The sequence below is a fragment of the Rhodococcus parequi genome, from assembly GCF_046042785.1.
Lineage (GTDB): Bacteria > Actinomycetota > Actinomycetes > Mycobacteriales > Mycobacteriaceae > Prescottella > Prescottella parequi.
In genome coordinates this window covers 91,160-109,257 of the sequence record NZ_JBDLNV010000007.1, presented here as the reverse complement: position 1 = coordinate 109,257, position 18,098 = coordinate 91,160, and the positions used below count along the sequence as shown (strand labels likewise).

At 68.7% G+C, this 18,098-nt stretch carries 18 protein-coding genes; 17 read left to right on the top strand and 1 reads right to left on the bottom strand.

Annotated features, from left to right (window positions below; translation table 11 throughout):
- Window position 1 precedes the first annotated feature (1 nt).
- Window positions 2-1,111 carry a 3-dehydroquinate synthase gene (gene aroB / locus ABEU20_RS19620; protein ID WP_420166049.1) on the top strand — a complete coding sequence of 370 codons (1,110 nt, stop codon included), beginning with the start codon at window positions 2-4 and terminating at the stop codon, window positions 1,109-1,111.
- A complete protein-coding gene (gene aroQ / locus ABEU20_RS19615) occupies window positions 1,108-1,536 on the top strand; it encodes a type II 3-dehydroquinate dehydratase (RefSeq protein ID WP_420166048.1) in 429 nt (142 codons plus the stop codon). Before aroB ends, aroQ begins: the two co-directional genes overlap by 4 nt.
- A 100-nt stretch (window positions 1,537-1,636) precedes the next feature.
- Here the strand turns inward: aroQ and ABEU20_RS19610 are convergent, their stop codons facing one another.
- Window positions 1,637-2,269, bottom strand: coding sequence for a B-4DMT family transporter (locus ABEU20_RS19610; protein WP_420166047.1), 633 nt, complete (start codon window positions 2,267-2,269; stop codon window positions 1,637-1,639).
- Window positions 2,270-2,371: 102 nt separating this feature from the next.
- Between ABEU20_RS19610 and ABEU20_RS19605 the strand changes: the two genes are divergently transcribed.
- The 15 genes from ABEU20_RS19605 to metK all read left to right on the top strand — a co-directional run bounded on the left by ABEU20_RS19605 (window position 2,372) and on the right by metK (window position 18,088).
- Window positions 2,372-3,490, top strand: coding sequence for a M24 family metallopeptidase (locus tag ABEU20_RS19605; protein ID WP_420166046.1), 1,119 nt, complete (start codon window positions 2,372-2,374; stop codon window positions 3,488-3,490).
- 16 nt (window positions 3,491-3,506) lie between these two features.
- Window positions 3,507-4,070, top strand: a complete 564-nt coding sequence (efp, locus tag ABEU20_RS19600) for an elongation factor P (protein ID WP_114722669.1) — start codon at window positions 3,507-3,509, stop codon at window positions 4,068-4,070.
- Window positions 4,071-4,574, top strand: a complete 504-nt coding sequence (gene nusB, locus ABEU20_RS19595) for a transcription antitermination factor NusB (protein ID WP_420166045.1) — start codon at window positions 4,071-4,073, stop codon at window positions 4,572-4,574.
- A 194-nt stretch (window positions 4,575-4,768) separates the two neighbouring features.
- Window positions 4,769-5,401: a bifunctional pyr operon transcriptional regulator/uracil phosphoribosyltransferase PyrR gene (gene pyrR / locus ABEU20_RS19590; protein ID WP_420166044.1), complete on the top strand. Its 633-nt coding sequence runs from the start codon at window positions 4,769-4,771 to the stop codon at window positions 5,399-5,401.
- Entirely contained in the window at window positions 5,398-6,339 is a 942-nt protein-coding gene (locus ABEU20_RS19585) for an aspartate carbamoyltransferase catalytic subunit (protein WP_420166043.1), read from the top strand. Before pyrR ends, ABEU20_RS19585 begins: the two co-directional genes overlap by 4 nt.
- A 41-nt stretch (window positions 6,340-6,380) precedes the next feature.
- On the top strand, window positions 6,381-7,700 hold the full coding sequence (locus tag ABEU20_RS19580) for a dihydroorotase (protein ID WP_420166268.1): 1,320 nt from the start codon (window positions 6,381-6,383) through the stop codon (window positions 7,698-7,700).
- A gap of 2 nt (window positions 7,701-7,702) precedes the next feature.
- Entirely contained in the window at window positions 7,703-8,245 is a 543-nt protein-coding gene (locus ABEU20_RS19575; protein WP_420166042.1) for a PH-like domain-containing protein, read from the top strand.
- The gene (gene carA / locus ABEU20_RS19570) at window positions 8,242-9,402 is read left to right on the top strand and encodes a glutamine-hydrolyzing carbamoyl-phosphate synthase small subunit (protein WP_420166041.1); all 1,161 of its coding nucleotides are present in this window, start codon (window positions 8,242-8,244) and stop codon (window positions 9,400-9,402) included. The genes ABEU20_RS19575 and carA overlap by 4 nt, the downstream gene beginning before the upstream one ends.
- On the top strand, window positions 9,402-12,749 hold the full coding sequence (gene carB, locus ABEU20_RS19565) for a carbamoyl-phosphate synthase large subunit (protein ID WP_420166040.1): 3,348 nt from the start codon (window positions 9,402-9,404) through the stop codon (window positions 12,747-12,749). The genes carA and carB overlap by 1 nt, the downstream gene beginning before the upstream one ends.
- Window positions 12,746-13,582: an orotidine-5'-phosphate decarboxylase gene (pyrF, locus tag ABEU20_RS19560; RefSeq protein ID WP_420166039.1), complete on the top strand. Its 837-nt coding sequence runs from the start codon at window positions 12,746-12,748 to the stop codon at window positions 13,580-13,582. The genes carB and pyrF overlap by 4 nt, the downstream gene beginning before the upstream one ends.
- Window positions 13,583-14,069: 487 nt before the next feature.
- The gene (gene mihF, locus ABEU20_RS19555) at window positions 14,070-14,390 is read left to right on the top strand and encodes an integration host factor, actinobacterial type (RefSeq protein WP_005513442.1); all 321 of its coding nucleotides are present in this window, start codon (window positions 14,070-14,072) and stop codon (window positions 14,388-14,390) included.
- Window positions 14,391-14,468: 78 nt separating this feature from the next.
- Entirely contained in the window at window positions 14,469-15,035 is a 567-nt protein-coding gene (gene gmk, locus ABEU20_RS19550; RefSeq protein ID WP_420166038.1) for a guanylate kinase, read from the top strand.
- Window positions 15,036-15,101: 66 nt separating this feature from the next.
- Complete coding sequence (rpoZ, locus tag ABEU20_RS19545) at window positions 15,102-15,407, top strand: DNA-directed RNA polymerase subunit omega (protein ID WP_420166037.1); 306 nt, start codon at window positions 15,102-15,104, stop codon at window positions 15,405-15,407.
- A gap of 14 nt (window positions 15,408-15,421) precedes the next feature.
- Entirely contained in the window at window positions 15,422-16,705 is a 1,284-nt protein-coding gene (coaBC, locus tag ABEU20_RS19540) for a bifunctional phosphopantothenoylcysteine decarboxylase/phosphopantothenate--cysteine ligase CoaBC (RefSeq protein WP_420166036.1), read from the top strand.
- 171 nt (window positions 16,706-16,876) lie between these two features.
- Window positions 16,877-18,088, top strand: coding sequence for a methionine adenosyltransferase (metK, locus tag ABEU20_RS19535; protein ID WP_420166035.1), 1,212 nt, complete (start codon window positions 16,877-16,879; stop codon window positions 18,086-18,088).
- Window positions 18,089-18,098 lie beyond the last annotated feature (10 nt).

Sequence of the window (18,098 nt, the reverse complement as noted above, 5' to 3'; positions counted from 1 at the left end):
AGTGACCGAACCGGTACGCGTCGAGGTGGCAACGGCCGATCCCTACCCGGTGATCATCGGGCGGGGTCTGCTCGGCGACCTCGTCGAGGAACTCGCAGGCACCCGCACGGTGGCGATCTTCCACCAGCCACCGCTCGCGGAGACCGCGGAAGCGGTGCGAGCGGCGCTGGCGGAGAAGGGAATCGATGCGCACCGTATCGAGATCCCGGACGCCGAGGAAGGCAAGGACCTCGCGGTCGCGGGCTTCTGCTGGGAGGTGCTCGGCCGGATCGGTCTGACCCGCAGCGACGCGATCGTCAGCCTCGGCGGCGGCGCCGCCACCGACCTCGCCGGTTTCGTCGCCGCCACCTGGATGCGCGGTGTGCGGATCGTGCACGTGCCCACGACGCTGCTCGCGATGGTCGACGCCGCCGTCGGCGGCAAGACCGGCATCAACACCGAGGCCGGCAAGAACCTCGTCGGCGCGTTCCACGAGCCGTCGGCGGTGCTCATCGATCTGGCGACGCTGGAGACGGTGCCGCGCAACGAGATCGTCGCGGGCATGGCCGAGGTCATCAAGACCGGTTTCATCGCCGACCCGGTGATCCTCGACCTCATCGAGGCCGATCCGGAGGCAGCGCTGGACCCGACCGGAACCGTGTTGCCCGAACTGATCCGCCGCTCGGTCGAGGTCAAGGCCAAGGTCGTCGCCGCCGATCTCCGAGAGTCGAGCCTGCGCGAGATCCTCAACTACGGCCACACCCTCGGCCATGCCATCGAGCGACGGGAGCGCTACCGCTGGCGTCACGGCGCCGCGGTGGCCGTCGGCCTGGTGTACGCCGCGGAACTCGGTCGCCTGGCGGGTCGTCTCGACGACGCCACCGCAGACCGGCACCGGTCGATCCTCGAACTCGTCGGCCTGCCCACCACGTACGACGGAGACGCGTTCGCGGACCTGCTGAAGGGCATGCAGACCGACAAGAAGAACCGCGCGGGCCTGCTGCGTTTCGTGGTGCTCGACGGACTCGCCAAGCCGGGTCGGCTCGAGGGCCCGGACCCGTCGCTGCTCGTCGGCGCCTACGGTGCCATCGCGCGGGACGCGAGCCCCAGCGGCGGGACCGTGCTGCTGTGAGGGTCCAGGTCGTCAACGGCCCGAACCTCGGTCGTCTCGGGAAGCGTCAGCCGGAGGTGTACGGCTCGACCACGCACGACGACGTCGTCGCGCTGTGCGAGCGGACCGCGGAGGAACTCGGCATCGAGGTCGTCGTCCGGCAGTCCGACAGCGAGGCCGACCTGCTGGGCTGGATCCACGCCGCCGCCGATGCGGGCGAGCCGGTGATCCTCAACGCCGGGGGACTGACCCACACGTCGGTCGTCCTGCGCGACGCCTGCGCCGAGCTCACCGCCGGCTTGGTGGAGCTGCACATCTCGAACGTCCACGCGCGTGAGGAGTTCCGGCACCACTCCTACCTGAGCGCGGTCGCGACCGGTTCGATCGTGGGCCTGGGCGTCGCGGGTTATGCACTGGCACTGCGGTTCCTCGCCGAGCGGGGCTGACCGACAGCACGTGTGCCGAGTCCGACGAGAACGGGCCGGGGCGGAATTCCGCCCCGGCCCGTTCGCCGTCCTGTACGCCCCGTCGCCTGCCGGCCGACGTCTACTTGTCGGCGCGGTGCGCTCCGCCCCCGCTCTGGCTGCCGTCGGGATCGACCGGGCTGAACACCTCGGTGACGGAATCGTCGGCGGCAGGGTTGGATTCGTGTCCGTGCTCGTACGACCACTCGCTGTCGGCGTAGTTCTCTGCCGCGTTCTCCTCGACCTCGAGATCCGCGTCGTGCTCGTACGCGACCGTGTCCTTCGCCGACTTCGACTCGCGGCCGACGAGGAAGCGCCCCAGCGCCACCGCGATCGACGCCGGGACGAACACCAGGAGCACCGTGAACGCGGCGCCGGAGGTGACCTCGAAGAACAGCGATCCGTTGGTCACCGCGATGTCGAAGACCAGACCGACGAACCACGAAACCGCGCCGGCGAGGATGCCGGCGACGAAGGCCGCCTTGAGCCACATCATCGTCAGGTCGGCGGAGTCGTCGGGATCGGGATGGGCGCGACGGTCGCGGATCCCGTCGAATGCCCCCCACAGGAAGGCCGCGAGGATCACGAGGATCAACGAGAACCACCGCATGATGCTGCCCTGCTGAGGCCACTGCGTCACCGCGGCGCCCAGGAAGGTGCGCACCACCGCGTGTACCAATGCCAGACCGAGACCTCGTACGACCCACCCATTCATGTGACACAGCGTAACCAGCAGGATTCGGAGCTTGTGTCGTAACCCACACAAACGCACCGAAGAGGCTTCGGACACGTTCGCTGCGAAGGGTAGTTTCGGTGCATGCCGATCCATGAGGTGACCACGTCGACCGCCGCGCGTCGAACCCGGCTCCGGGAGATCCTGCGTGAGCGGGAACTGGATGCGCTGCTCGTGACCGACCTGCTCAACATCAGGTACCTGACGGGGTTCACGGGATCGAACGCCGCGCTGATCGTTTCGGCGTCCGACGAGACCGGCTCCGAGGATCGCACGGTGATCGCCACCGACGGCCGGTACCTCGTGCAGGTGGGGGAGCAGGTCCCCGATCTACGTGCCGAGATCGCCCGGTCGTGCGTGCCGGGGCTTCTCGAGCTCGCGACGTCGTGGGGTGCCGGCCGGCTCGGGTTCGAGAGCCACGTCGTGACGTTCGATCAGCACGCGGCGTGGGCCGAGGCGGCGCCGCGGATCGAGTTGCTGCGGGCGCCCGGGATCGTCGAGCAACTGCGTGAGGTCAAGGACGAGGGCGAGATCGCGCTGCTCCGCCGTGCGTGCGCCGCGGCGGACGACGCCCTTGCCGCACTCGTCGAGCGTGGGGGACTCCGCCCGGGTCGCACGGAACGTGAGGTGGCCCGCGAGCTGGAATGGCTCATGTTCGAGAAGGGTGCCGACGGCATCTCGTTCGAGACGATCGTGGCGGCCGGCGCCAACTCCGCCGTCCCGCACCATCGGCCCACCGGAGCGGTACTGGCCTCGGGCGACTTCGTGAAGCTCGACTTCGGTGCGCAGATCGGCGGCTACCACTCCGACATGACCCGCACCTACATCCTGGAGACGGCGGCCGACTGGCAACGCGACCTCTACGACCTGGTCGCCCGGGCGCAGGCCGCCGGCCGCGCCGCCCTGAATCCGGGCGTGCCGGTCGGTTCGGTCGACGCGGCGGCCCGATCCGTGATCGAGGACGCCGGCTACGGAGACCTGTTCCTGCACGGATTGGGGCACGGCGTCGGACTCGAGATCCACGAAGCGCCCGGGATCGGCAAGCTCGGCACCGGTACACTGCTTGGCGGTGCGGTGGTGACCGTCGAGCCGGGTGTGTACTTCTCCGGGCGCGGTGGCGTCAGGATCGAGGACACGCTCGTCGTTCGCGAGCAGGGGCCGGAACTCCTCACTCTCACCAGCAAGGATCTCGCAATCGTCTGAAGGAGACGCGAACTAAGTGGCAGACACCAGTGATTTCAAGAACGGGCTCGTGCTGAAGATCGAGGGCCAGCTCTGGCAGATCATCGAGTTCCAGCACGTCAAGCCGGGCAAGGGCCCTGCGTTCGTGCGCACCAAGATGAAGAACGTCCTGTCCGGCAAGACCGTCGACAAGACCTTCAACGCGGGTGTCAAGGTCGAGACCGCGACGGTCGACCGCCGCGACATGACCTACCTGTACCACGACGGTAGCGACTACATCTTCATGGACGGCGACACCTACGACCAGATCCCGATCGGGGAGGCCACCGTCGGCGACGGCGCCCGTTTCCTGCTCGAGAACATGCAGGTCCAGGTCGCGACCCACGAGGACGCCCCGCTGTTCGTCGAGCTCCCGGTCACGGTCGAGCTCGAGGTCAAGCACACCGATCCGGGTCTGCAGGGCGACCGCTCGACGGGCGGCACCAAGCCGGCCACGCTCGAGACCGGTGCCGAGATCCAGGTTCCGCTGTTCATCAACACCGGCGACAAGCTCAAGGTCGACTCGCGTGACGGCAACTACCTCGGGCGCGTGAATTCCTGAGTGTCGGGCACGCATAAGAAACTCGGAGCACGTCACAAGGCCCGCAAGCGGGCCGTCGACTTCCTGTTCGAGGCAGAGGCTCGCGACGTCGACCCGGTCGACCTCGCGGACGAGCGATCCGACCTCGCCGGCCGCGACGATTCGGTGGCCCCCGTCGCCCCGTACACGGTGACGGTCGTCCAGGGTGTCGCCGAGAACCTGGACCGGTTGGACCAGGTGATCGAGTCGCACCTGCAGGACTGGACCCTCGACCGTCTGCCTGCGGTGGACCGGGCGATCCTCCGGATCGCCGTGTGGGAGCTGTTCCATGCGACCGACGTCCCGCCGGTCGTGGCCGTCGACGAGGCCGTCGAACTGGCCAAGGAGCTCTCCACCGACGATTCGCCGGGCTTCGTGAACGGTGTGCTGGGCCAGGTCGTCCTGGTCGCACCCCAGGTTCGGGCCGCTGCTGCTGCGACCTCGCAGCGCTCGAACGACGAGAACACCGAAGACACCGAGTCCTGACGTGTCGACGCTGCCGCCCATTCCCGGACCGGGGTGGGCGGCAGTGGCGTCCGTGTGACCCCGGACGCAGCGGCGTCCGGGGGCCGTGGATTCGGACTACCCGGAGTCTGGCGCGGCCGCGGCCGCTGATAGGCTGAGCCGCGTCAGACATCCTTTAACGATCCGTCCAGAGAGGCGGAGAAGGAGGTCGCTGTATGCGTACGCCCGAAGGGCCCTCATCCGGCATCCCCGCGAACGCTCGCGAGCTGTTGTCCCCGGCAGATGTCGGTCGGACCATCGCCCGTATCGCGCACCAGATCATCGAGAAGACGGCTCTCGACGCCGCTGCGCCCACGGACGGCACCGCCGTCGTCGGTTCGGCCCCGCGCGTCGTCCTCATCGGAATTCCCACTCGCGGCACGACGCTCGCCGCCCGCCTCGCCGACAAGATCGAGGAGTTCGCGGGTGTCCGCCCGCCGGTCGGTTCGCTGGACATCACGCTCTACCGTGACGACTTGCGGACCAAGCCGCACCGTCCGCTCGAGCGGACGTCGGTTCCGGACGGCGGCGTCGACAATGCGCTCGTCGTCCTGGTCGACGACGTCCTGTTCTCCGGCCGCACGGTCCGCTCCGCGCTCGACGCGTTGCGTGACCTCGGCCGACCGCGCGCGGTCCAACTGGCGGTCCTCGTCGACCGCGGTCACCGTGAGCTGCCGCTGCGCGCCGACTACGTAGGCAAGAACGTGCCCACCGCACGCACCGAGGACGTCGCCGTGCTCCTGGCCGAGCACGACGGCCGGGACGGTGTGGTGTTGTCGAGCGGGCACGCAGAGGAGAACGAGAAGTGAAGCACCTGCTCTCCATCGCGGACCTGACCCGGGATTCCGCGACCGAGCTACTCGACGAGGCCGAGCGTTTCGAACAGGCCCTGCTCGGGCGTGAGGTCAAGAAGCTGCCGACGCTGCGCGGCCGGACCGTGATGACGGTCTTCTTCGAGAACTCCACCCGCACCCGGGTGTCGTTCGAGGTGGCCGGCAAGTGGATGAGTGCCGACGTGATCAACGTCAGCGCCTCCAGTTCGTCGGTGTCGAAGGGCGAGTCGCTGCGCGACACCGCGATGACACTGCGCGCGGCCGGCGCGGACGCGCTGATCGTCCGGCATCCGGCTTCCGGTGCGGCGCATCAGATCGCGGCATGGACCGGCGCGGCCGAGGACGGCGGCCCCGCCGTCATCAACGCCGGTGACGGTACCCATGAGCACCCGACCCAGGCGTTGCTCGACGCGCTGACCCTGCGCCAGCGACTGGGTGGCATCGAGGGCCGTCGTATCGCGATCGTCGGCGACATCCTGCACAGTCGGGTGGCCCGCTCGAATGCGCTGCTGCTGTCGATGCTCGGTGCCGAGGTGGTCCTGGTGGCGCCGCAGACGCTGCTGCCGGTGGGGGTCGAGACGTGGCCGGTGCGGGTGTCGCACTCGATCGACGCCGAGCTCCCCGGACTGGACGCGGTGCTGATGCTGCGGGTGCAGGCCGAGCGGATGAACGGTGGCTTCTTCCCGTCGCCGCGTGAGTACTCGATCACCTACGGGCTCAACGAGAAGCGACTCGGTCTGCTGGCCGACCACGCTGTCGTGCTGCACCCCGGTCCGATGCTGCGCGGCATGGAGATCGCGTCGTCGGTGGCGGATTCGCCGAAAACCGCTGTGCTGCAGCAGGTCACGAATGGTGTCCACGTCCGGATGGCAGTGCTGTTCCGGTTGTTGGTGGGAACGGAAGAGGTCGCGTGAGCGACCTGAACACAACGAGAAACGAGAAGGTGGCGTCGCAGATGTCCGCGAGCGGGAACGTGTTGATCCGAAACGTTCTGGTGTACGGGGAGGGCGAGCCGACCGATCTGCTGCTGGGCGACGGGCAGATCCTCGAGATCGGCGCCGGGCTGAGCGCGGGCGACGACGTCGAGGTGATCGACGGTCGGGGCCAGATCCTGCTGCCGGGCTTCGTCGACATGCACACGCACCTGCGTGAGCCGGGTCGCGAGGACACCGAGACCATCGACTCCGGTTCCGCGGCGGCGGCGCTGGGCGGCTACACCGCGGTGTTCGCGATGGCGAACACCAGCCCGGTCGCCGACTCGGCGGTCGTCACCGACCACGTGTGGCGCCGCGGCCAGGAGGTCGGCCTCGTCGACGTGCACCCCGTCGGTGCCGTCACCGTCGGGCTGGCGGGCAAGCAGCTCGCCGAGATGGCCACGATGGCCGCCGGTGTCGGACGCGTGAAGATGTTCTCCGACGACGGCCACTGTGTCGCCGATCCGCTGATCATGCGTCGCGCGCTCGAGTACTCGGCGTCGCTCGGTGTTCTCATCGCGCAGCACGCGGAGGAGCCGCGTCTGACCGTCGGGTCGGTGGCGCACGAGGGCCCGACCGCGGCCCGGCTCGGCCTCGCCGGCTGGCCGCGCGCGGCGGAGGAGTCGATCGTCGCCCGTGACGCGCTGCTGGCCCGCGACGCCGGTGCGCGCGTGCACATCTGCCACGCCTCGACGGCGGGTTCCGTCGAGCTCGTGAAGTGGGCGCGCGGTCAGGGCATCGCCATCACGGCCGAGGTCACCCCGCACCACCTGCTGCTCGACGACTCGCGTCTCGAGACGTACGACGCGGTCAACAAGGTCAACCCGCCGCTGCGCGAGGCCTCCGACGTCGCGGCCCTGCGCACGGGCCTGGCCGAGGGGATCATCGACTGCGTGGCCACCGATCACGCGCCGCACGCCGAACAGGACAAGTGCTGCGAGTTCTCGCAGGCACGCCCCGGCATGCTCGGTCTCGAGACGGCGCTGTCGATCGTCGTGCAGACGATGGTCCGACCGGGTCTGCTCGACTGGCGCGGCGTCGCCCGCGTCATGAGCGAGCGTCCCGCCGAGATAGTCGGACTCGACGACCAGGGCCGCCCGATCGCGGTGGGCGAGCCGGCCAACCTGGTGCTCGTCGACCCCGATTCCGAGTGGACGGTCCACGGGCCGGAACTGGCGAGCGTCGCGAACAACACCCCGTACGAGGCGATGACGCTTCCGGGGAAGGTCACCGCCACCGTGCTGCGCGGGCGCGTCACCGCTCGTGACGGCAAGGTGCGGCCGCTCGGAGAGGCGCGGTAGTCATGGAACGAATCCTGTGGGTGGTCGGCTGCGTCGCGGTATGGGCGCTGCTGGTGGTCCTGATGTACCGCGGGTGGAAGGGCCGGGCCAGGCGCCAGGCCGACCGGATCGGTGAGCTGCCGCAGGTTCCCGCGGATCTCGGTGATCGGTTGATCGCGCCGAGCACGGGTCTGTACGTGGGCAGCACGCTCGCCCCGAGCTGGCAGGACCGCGTGGCGGTCGGTGACCTCGGGTACCGGGCGACCGGCGAGATCAGCCGCTGGACCGGGGGAATCCTGCTCGAGCGCAACGGCGCCTCGACGATCTGGATCCCGGAGGCGTCGATCCGCGCGATCCGGACCGAACGCGGCCTGGCCGGAAAAGTGATGACGAAGGACGGGGTCCTGGTGATCCGGTGGGAACTTCCCACCGGCACCGAGATCGATACGGGATTCCGTGGAGACGACAAGACGGTGTACCCGGACTGGGTACGCGAGACAGACAGTGATGACACAGCGAATGCGGCGGGCTCTGGTGAGGTCGAGCAGAACGGAGAAGACGCATGAGCGGCTTTGACAGCAATACGGCGGTCCTGGTTCTCGAGGACGGCCGCGTCTTCCGCGGAACCACCTTCGGCGCCGTGGGACAGACCCTGGGTGAGGCGGTCTTCAGCACCGGCATGACCGGCTACCAGGAGACCCTGACCGATCCCAGCTACCACCGCCAGATCGTGGTGTCGACGGCACCGCAGATCGGTAACACCGGCTGGAACGACGAGGACAACGAGTCGGTCGGCCCCACCGGGCAGTCCGGGGAGTCGAAGATCTGGGTGGCCGGTTACGTCGTGCGCGACCCTTCCCGCCGCACGTCGTCGTGGCGCGCGACCGGCTCGTTGCAGGACGAGCTCGAGCGGCAGGGCGTGGTCGGCATCGCGGGCATCGACACCCGGGCGCTGGTCCGTCACCTGCGTACCCGCGGCTCGATGCGCGCCGGTGTGTTTTCGGGCGACGCGCTCGCTGACGTGGATGTCCTGCTCGACCGGGTCAAGACCCAGCCGTCGATGCTCGGCGCCGATCTGGCCGGCGAGGTGTCCACGACGAACGGCTACATCGTCGAGCCCGCCGGCGGCGAGGCGCGCTTCACCGTCGCGGCCATCGACCTCGGCATCAAGACCAACACCCCGCGAATGTTCGCCGAGCGCGGCATGCGGGTGCACGTGCTGCCGTCCACCGCGACGCTGCACGACATCCTCGACATCAAGGCCGACGGCGTCTTCCTGTCCAACGGTCCGGGCGACCCGGCCACCGCGGACGGTGCGGTGCACCTCACCAAGGAGGTGCTGGGTCAGGGTCTGCCGCTGTTCGGGATCTGCTTCGGCAACCAGATCCTCGGCCGCGCCCTGGGCATGAGCACCTACAAGATGAAGTTCGGCCACCGCGGCATCAACATTCCGGTCGTCGAGCACGAGACCGGCCGCATCGCGATCACCGCGCAGAACCACGGCTTCGCCCTCGAAGGTGAGGCCGGCCAGGAGTTCGACACCCCGTTCGGCCGCGCCGTGGTCAGCCACACGTGCGCCAACGACGGCGCCGTCGAGGGTGTGCGCCTGCTCGACGGCTCGGCGTTCTCGGTGCAGTACCACCCCGAGGCCGCGGCCGGCCCGCACGACGCCGCGTACCTGTTCGATCGTTTCGCCACCATGCTCGAGGGAGTCAAGAAGTAATGCCACGTCGTACAGATCTCGAGCACATCCTGGTCATCGGCTCCGGCCCGATCGTCATCGGACAGGCCTGCGAGTTCGACTACTCGGGCACGCAGGCGTGCCGCGTCCTCCGCGAGGAGGGCCTGCGCGTTTCCCTGGTCAACTCGAACCCGGCCACGATCATGACCGACCCCGAGTTCGCCGACTCCACGTACGTCGAGCCGATCACGGCCGAGTTCGTCGAGAAGGTCATCGCCCGTGAGGCCGCCAACGGCAACAAGATCGACGCGGTTCTGGCGACCCTCGGTGGTCAGACGGCCCTCAACACGGCTGTCGCGCTGCACGAGCAGGGCATCTTGGAGAAGTACGACGTCGAGCTGATCGGCGCCGACTTCGACGCGATCCAGCGCGGCGAGGACCGCCAGAAGTTCAAGGACATCGTCGAGAAGGTCGGCGGCGAGTCGGCGCGCTCGCGCGTCTGCTACACGATGGAGGAGGTCAAGGCCACGGTTGCCGAGCTCGGCTACCCGGTGGTCGTGCGCCCGTCCTTCACGATGGGTGGCCTGGGCTCCGGCATGGCCTACGACGAGGTCGACCTCGAGCGCATCGCCGGCGGCGGCCTGGCCGCCTCGCCCACCGCGAACGTCCTGATCGAGGAGTCCATCCTCGGGTGGAAGGAATACGAGCTCGAGCTGATGCGCGACGGCCGCGACAACGTCGTGATCGTCTGCTCGATCGAGAACGTCGACCCGGTCGGTGTGCACACCGGCGACTCGGTGACGGTGGCCCCGGCCATGACCCTCACCGACCGTGAGTACCAGGCGATGCGCGACCTCTCGATCGCGATCCTGCGCGAGGTCGGCGTCGACACCGGCGGCTGCAACATCCAGTTCGCGATGGACCCGAAGGACGGCCGCCTGGTCGTCATCGAGATGAACCCGCGCGTGTCGCGCTCGTCGGCGCTGGCGTCGAAGGCGACCGGCTACCCGATCGCGAAGATGGCCGCCAAGCTGGCCATCGGCTACACGCTCGACGAGATCGTCAACGACATCACCAAGGAGACGCCGGCCTGCTTCGAGCCGACGCTCGACTACGTCGTCGTCAAGGCCCCGCGCTTCGCGTTCGAGAAGTTCCCCGGCGCCGACGGCACGCTGACCACGACGATGAAGTCGGTCGGTGAGGCCATGTCGATCGGCCGTAACTTCACCGAGGCGTTCGGCAAGGTCATGCGGTCGCTCGAGACCAAGCGGGCCGGCTACTGGACCGGCCCCGAGGTCGAGGGCACGCTCGACGAGCTGCTCGAGGCGATCAAGGTCCCGACCGACGGGCGCATGTACCAGATCGCGCAGGCCTTCGAGCTGGGCGCGACGCTCGAGCAGCTGTTCGACGCCACGAAGATCGATCCGTGGTTCCTCGACCAGATGCAGCAGATCGTCGAGTTGGGTGACCAGGTCCGCACCGCCGAGAACTTCGGCGAGACCGACCTGCGGTTCGCCAAGCACCACGGTTTCTCCGATCGCCAGATCGCCGCGCTGCGCCCGCAGCAGTTCGGCGAGGGTCAGGCGGGGGAGGACGCCGTCCGCGCGCTGCGTGACGAACTGAACGTGCACCCGGTCTACAAGACCGTCGACACGTGTGCCGCCGAGTTCGAGGCCAAGACCCCGTACCACTACTCGACCTACGAGCTCGATCCCGAGGCCGAGACCGAGGTCGCGCCGCAGACCGAGCGGCCCAAGGTTCTCATCCTGGGCTCGGGTCCCAACCGCATCGGTCAGGGCATCGAGTTCGACTACTCGTGCGTCCACGCCGCGCAGACCCTGTCGGAGGCGGGCTACGAGACCGTCATGGTCAACTGCAACCCCGAGACCGTGTCGACCGACTACGACACCGCGGACCGCCTGTACTTCGAGCCGCTGACGTTCGAGGACGTGCTCGAGGTGTACCGCGCCGAGAACCTGTCCGGCACCGTGGCGGGCGTCATCGTCCAGCTCGGTGGGCAGACGCCGCTGGGTCTGGCCAAGCGACTGAAGGCCGCCGGTGTCCCGATCGTCGGTACCAGCCCCGAGGCCATCGACCTCGCCGAGGACCGCGGCGAGTTCGGCCGTGTCCTCACCGAGGCCGGCCTGCCCGCGCCGAAGTTCGGCACCGCCACCACGTTCGAGGGTGCACGCGACATCGCGTCGGGCATCGGTTACCCGGTGCTCGTGCGCCCGTCGTACGTGCTCGGTGGCCGCGGTATGGAGATCGTGTACGACGAGAAGGCGCTCGAGAACTACATCTCCCGGGCCACCGAGATCTCCGACGACCGCCCGGTGCTGGTCGACCGCTTCCTGGAGGACGCGGTGGAGATCGACGTCGACGCGCTGTGCGACGGCACCGAGGTGTACCTCGGCGGCGTGATGGAGCACATCGAGGAGGCCGGTATCCACTCCGGCGACTCGGCGTGTGCGCTGCCGCCGATCACCCTGGGCCGCGCCGATCTCGAGAACGTGCGCCGCTCCACGGAGGCACTCGCGAAGGGCATCGGCGTCAAGGGCCTGCTCAACGTGCAGTACGCGCTCAAGGACGACATCCTCTACGTCCTCGAGGCCAATCCGCGTGCGTCGCGGACCGTGCCGTTCGTCTCGAAGGCCACCGCAGTCCAGCTGGCCAAGGCGTGCGCCCGCGTCATGCTGGGTGAGTCGATCGCCGAGCTGCGGGCCAACGGCATCCTGCCGGCCGAGGGCGACGGCGGCCACGCGCCGATCGACGCGCCGGTGGCGGTCAAGGAGGCGGTCCTGCCGTTCAACCGGTTCCGTCGTGCCGACGGCACCGGTATCGACACGCTGCTGAGCCCGGAGATGAAGTCGACGGGCGAGGTCATGGGCATCGACGCGGACTTCGGTACCGCGTTCGCCAAGAGCCAGACCGCGGCGTACGGCTCGCTGCCGACCAGCGGTTCGGTGTTCGTCTCGGTGGCCAACAAGGACAAGCGCTCGCTGATCTTCCCGGTGAAGCGGCTCGCGGACCTCGGCTTCCGGATCCTCGCCACCGAGGGCACCGCGGACGTCCTGCGCCGCAACGGCATCACCTGCGAAGAGGTACACAAGCAGTCCGGTGAGGATCTGCCCGAGGGTGCCCGCACCATCGTCGACCAGATCAAGGACGGCGAGGTCGACATGGTGATCAACACCCCGTACGGCAACTCCGGCCCGCGCGTCGACGGCTACGAGATCCGCAGCGCGGCAGTGTCGAAGAGCGTTCCGTGCATCACCACCGTGCAGGGTGCCTCCGCAGCGGTGCAGGGTATCGAGGCCGCCATTCGCGGCGACATCGGTGTCCAGTCGCTGCAGGAGCTGCACTCCCGCCTGCGGGACCAGCAGCAGTGACGTCCACGGAGACCTTCGGGGCGCGGCTCCACGCGGCGACGGGCCGGCACGGCTCGCTGTGCGTCGGCGTGGATCCGCACCCCGAGCTGCTCGAGGCGTGGGGGCTGCCAGACAGCGTCGAGGGCCTCGAACAGTTCAGCGAGATCTGCGTCGAGGCGTTCGTCGGGCAGGTCGCCCTCGTGAAGCCGCAGGTCGCGTTCTTCGAGGCGTACGGCTCCGGAGGTCTCGCGGTCCTCGAACGGACCGTCTCGGTGCTGCGGGAGGCCGGCACGCTGGTGCTGGCCGACGCCAAGCGGGGCGACATCGGGTCCACCATGAACGCGTACGCGCGGGCGTGGCTGGGCGCGGGGTCGCCGCTCGAGTCGGACGCGGTGACGGTGTCGCCGTACCTGGGGTTCGGGTCGCTCGACCCTGCCCTGGAGTTGGCGGAGCGCAACGGCGGCGGACTGTTCGTCCTGGCGGCGACGTCCAATCCGGAGGGCGCGCAGGTTCAGCTGTCGACCGCGGCGGACGGCCGCAGGATCAGCCAGGTCATGGTCGACGAGGCCGCCGCCCGCAATGCCGGCGCGGACGTCCTCGGGTCGATCGGTGTCGTCGTCGGCGCGACGCTCACGGAGGCACCCGACCTCGATGCACTGCACGGACCGATCCTCATGCCCGGGATCGGGCATCAGGGTGGCACGGCCGACGACGTGCGGCGACTGGCGGGCGCCGGGCTGCGCTCGGTGGTGCCGAGCGTCTCGCGTGAGGTGTTGCGAGCAGGTCCGTCCGTGACGGCGCTGCAGGAGGCCGTGGGCCGGTCGGTGGAGGCCTTCGCGTTCCTCCAGGATTGACCAGGACTGACCACGCCGATTCTGCGTGACATCCGGCAGGGCCGGACCCGGTGTACCCACCGGGTCCGGCCCTTTGTCGTTGCGGCGGCGCCGTTTCCGGCGAACCACGTCCGCGCGACACGCACAGTCGCCGACGGATTCTCGGGATTTCTTCCGAATTTCTCCGACACGTCGTGCCGTTGTGGCCGAAGTGTGTGCCATGCCACGTCGGAAAGTCGGGTCGGGCGTGGTCGTCGAGTCGGAAAAGGCGCCCTCACCAGGGGAGAAGCCGGTGAGCGGCGGGCTCGAGCTGGTGGCGGCGCACGAATCGGCCGGTCTGTCGGCTCCCGTTCGAACACCCCATCGAACGAACACATATCCCACCCGAATCGGGCGGCGACGGCGGGGGGTGGGTTAGCAATCGTCGCGTCACGTGGGTACGGTCGCTATCGCCCCTGGTTATCCGGGGGTTGTAGACCATATGTGCACACGATGAGACGGAGGAACCGTGGCCCTTCCCCAGTTGACCGATGAGCAGCGCGCTGCTGCTTTGGAGAAGGCGGCTGCCGCCCGCAAGGCCCGGGCTGAGCTCAAGGAGCGCCTCAAGCGCGGCGGCACCGACCTGAAGCAGGTCCTGAAGGATGCCGAAGAGGACGAGATCCTCGGCAAGATGAAGGTCTCGGCACTGCTCGAGGCTCTGCCCAAGGTGGGCAAGGTCAAGGCTCAGGAGATCATGACCGAGCTGGAGATCGCCCCGACCCGCCGTCTGCGTGGCCTCGGCGACCGTCAGCGCAAGGCTCTGCTGCAGCGCTTCGATTTCGAGGCCTGAGCGCGACACGTGATCTCTGACGCAGAAAACGTGTCAGGCGGCAGTGTCGTCTCGGCAACGACCGAGACAGGCAGCGCAGTGCGGAGGGGTCGGCTGGTAGTACTGGCCGGCCCCTCGGCCGTGGGTAAGTCCAGCGTCGTGCGGCTGCTGCGGGAACGTTTCCCCGAGGTCGTCTTCAGTGTCTCGGCGACCACCCGCGACCCGCGTCCGGGCGAGGTCGACGGTCAGGACTACCACTTCGTCACCCGCGAGGAGTTCGACCGCATGATCGCGGCGGGTGACCTGCTCGAATGGGCAGAGATCCACGGCGGTCTGCAGCGTTCGGGCACGCCGGCCGGGCCGGTTCGCGAGGCGCTGAGCGAGGGCAAGCCGGTTCTGCTCGAGGTCGATCTGGTGGGCGCACGTTCGGTGCGGGCAGCGATGCCGGAGGCCGTGCTGGCGTTCATGGCGCCGCCGAGCTGGGACGTTCTGGTCGCTCGACTGACGGGCCGCGGGACCGAACCCGCCGACGTCGTCGAGCGTCGACTCCAGACCGCGAAGGTGGAACTCGCCGCTCAGGACGAGTTCGACACCGTCATCGTGAACGAGGACGTCAGCCATGCCTGCGACGAGTTGGTATCCTTGTTGGCTGGACGACAGGTCTAGGCTCCGTCGTCCCTAGTTCCGACATTTCGATTTGCCAGTTTCCGAGTCCACTTCAGGAGAATCCGAGTGAGCAGCACCGAAGCAGTTGTGTCCGACACCGCAGGTCCGGGCGCCCTGCCTGCCTACGACACCCCGCTCGGCATCACCAACCCGCCGATCGACGAGTTGCTCGAGCGCACGTCGTCGAAGTACGCCCTGGTCATCTACTCGGCCAAGCGCGCACGGCAGATCAACGACTACTACAACCAGCTCGGCGACGGCATCCTCGAGTACGTCGGCCCGCTCGTCGAGCCGGGTCTGCAGGAGAAGCCGCTGTCGATCGCGCTGCGTGAGATCCACGCCGACCTGCTCGAGCACACCGAAGGCGAGTGAGCGGAGAAACGCCTGTGTCGGATCGGGAGGCCGAATCGGCATCCGGCGGGTCGGGGGACTCTCCGACGCGCAAGCGGATCGTCGTCGGCGTCGGCGGCGGTATCGCCGCGTACAAGGTGTGTGCGCTCATCCGTAGCTTCACCGAGAGTGGCCACAGCGTCCGGGTGATCCCCACCGAGTCCGCGCTGCAGTTCGTGGGCCGCGCGACGTTCGAGGCGCTGTCGGGCAACCCGGTGCAGACCGGGGTGTTCGCGGACGTCCCGGAAGTGGCCCACGTGCGTCTCGGCCAGGAAGCGGACCTCGTCGTCATCGCCCCGGCCACCGCGGACCTCATGGCCCGCGCCGTGGCGGGGCGTGCCGACGACCTGCTGACCGCGACGCTCCTCACGGCGCGCTGCCCGGTGGTGTTCGCGCCTGCGATGCACACCGAGATGTGGGAGCACGCGGCCACGGTGTGGAATGTCGCGACGCTCCGCGAGCGCGGCAACATCGTCATCGAACCGGCGTCGGGCCGGCTCACCGGCAAGGACACCGGCGCGGGCCGGATGCCCGAGCCCGAGGAGATATTCACGCTGGCCTCGTTGCTCCTCGAACGGACCGCGGCGCTGCCGCGCGATCTCGAGGGACACCGCCTGGTCGTATCCGCCGGCGGCACCCGTGAACCGCTCGATCCGGTCCGCTTCCTCGGTAACCGTAGTTCCGGCAAGCAGGGCTACGCGCTCGCGCGCCTGGCCGCCCAGCGGGGCGCCCAGGTGACGCTCGTCGCGGGCGCTGTCGCCGATCTCGGTGATCCGGCCGCCGTGGACGTCGTCCGCGTCCGCACCGCCGAGGAGATGCGTGAGGCGGTCATGAAGCACGCCGTCGACGCCGACGCGGTGATCATGTCCGCGGCCGTCGCGGACTTCCGCCCGGCCACCGTGGCCACCAGCAAGATCAAGAAGGGCGCCGACGAGCCGGATTCGATTCCGCTGATTCGAAACGAAGACATCCTCGCGGGTCTCGTGCAGGCCCGGCGCGACGGCACGCTCGCGTCGTCCACGGTGATCGTCGGCTTCGCCGCCGAGACCGGGGACGCGTCGGGCGGCGTGCTCGATCACGCGCGCACCAAGCTCGCCCGCAAGGGCTGCGACCTGCTGGTCGTCAACGCGGTGGGCGACGGCAAGGCATTCGAGGTGGACCACAACGACGGCTGGCTGCTCGGTGCGGACGGCACCGAAACGGCCATCGAACCGGGGTCGAAGTCGCTGATGGCCAGTCGCGTCCTCGATGCGCTGGCCGGTCTGCTGGTTCCCGAGTAACACACTGCGTGAGCAGTTGCCGCCGGGGACGGCTTCCTGGCACTAGGGTCGTCCGCGGTATTGAATAGAAGTCGAAATCAAAATCAGCTCAGGTGTCGTATCGAGTCCCCGGAATCCGTTGACACGGATTCGGCGAGGTGAGATTCGGGCAGAACGTCGAGAGGGAGATCTGTGAGCACGTCCGGCAAGCGGCTATTCACCAGTGAGTCCGTGACCGAAGGTCACCCGGACAAGATCTGTGATGCGATCAGTGACTCCATCCTCGACGCGATGCTCGAGAAGGATCCGCGCAGCCGTGTCGCGGTCGAGACCCTGGTGACCACCGGGCAGGTCCACGTGGCCGGTGAGGTCACCACGTCCGCGTACGTCGACATCCCGAAGATCGTGCGCGACAAGGTTCTCGAGATCGGCTACGACTCGTCGGCCAAGGGCTTCGACGGCAACTCCTGCGGTGTCAACATCGCGATCGGCGCGCAGTCTCCCGAGATCGCGCAGGGTGTCGACCACTCGCACGAGGCGCGGGTCGACGGCGCCTCCGACGACGAGATCGATCGTCAGGGCGCCGGTGACCAGGGCCTGATGTTCGGATACGCCTGCACCGACACCCCGGAGCTGATGCCGTTGCCGATCGCGCTGGCGCACCGCCTGTCGCGTCGCCTCACCGAGGTCCGCAAGACCGGGGTGCTGCCGTACCTGCGCCCGGACGGCAAGACGCAGGTCACCATCGAGTACGACGGCGACCGCCCGGTTCGTCTCGACACGGTCGTGATCTCGACGCAGCACGCCGCCGACATCGATCTCGACAACCTGCTGACCCCGGATCTGCGCGAGAAGGTTCTCGGCCACGTCCTCTCGGAGCTCACCATCCCGCTGGACACCGCCGATGTCCGGCTGCTGGTCAACCCCACCGGCAAGTTCGTGCTCGGCGGTCCGATGGGCGACGCCGGCCTGACCGGCCGCAAGATCATCGTCGACACCTACGGCGGCATGGCCCGCCACGGCGGCGGCGCGTTCTCCGGCAAGGACCCGTCGAAGGTGGACCGCTCGGCCGCGTACGCGATGCGCTGGGTCGCCAAGAATGCGGTCGCAGCGGGCCTCGCGGACCGCATCGAGGTCCAGGTGGCCTACGCGATCGGCAAGGCGGCCCCGGTCGGCCTGTTCGTCGAGGCCTTCGGCACGGAGAAGGTCGACATCGCCACGATCCAGCAGGCGATCAGCGAGGTCTTCGACCTGCGTCCCGGTGCGATCATCCGCGACCTGGATCTGCTGCGCCCGATCTACGGGGACACCGCGGCGTACGGCCACTTCGGCCGCACCGACGTGGACCTGCCCTGGGAGCGCACCGACCGCGCGGAGAAGCTGCGCGCGGCCGCCGGCCTCTGATCGCGACCGA

What these genes read in the sequence shown, in the direction of transcription:
- ABEU20_RS19610 (WP_420166047.1), bottom strand. Translation starts at nt 2,269, where the DNA reads ATGAATGGGTGGGTCGTACGAGGTCTCGGTCTGGCATTGGTACACGCG.
- ABEU20_RS19605 (WP_420166046.1), top strand. Translation starts at nt 2,372, where the DNA reads ATGCCGATCCATGAGGTGACCACGTCGACCGCCGCGCGTCGAACCCGG.
- pyrR (WP_420166044.1), top strand. Translation starts at nt 4,769, where the DNA reads ATGCGTACGCCCGAAGGGCCCTCATCCGGCATCCCCGCGAACGCTCGC.
- ABEU20_RS19580 (WP_420166268.1), top strand. Translation starts at nt 6,381, where the DNA reads ATGTCCGCGAGCGGGAACGTGTTGATCCGAAACGTTCTGGTGTACGGG.
- ABEU20_RS19575 (WP_420166042.1), top strand. Translation starts at nt 7,703, where the DNA reads ATGGAACGAATCCTGTGGGTGGTCGGCTGCGTCGCGGTATGGGCGCTG.
- carA (WP_420166041.1), top strand. Translation starts at nt 8,242, where the DNA reads ATGAGCGGCTTTGACAGCAATACGGCGGTCCTGGTTCTCGAGGACGGC.
- carB (WP_420166040.1), top strand. Translation starts at nt 9,402, where the DNA reads ATGCCACGTCGTACAGATCTCGAGCACATCCTGGTCATCGGCTCCGGC.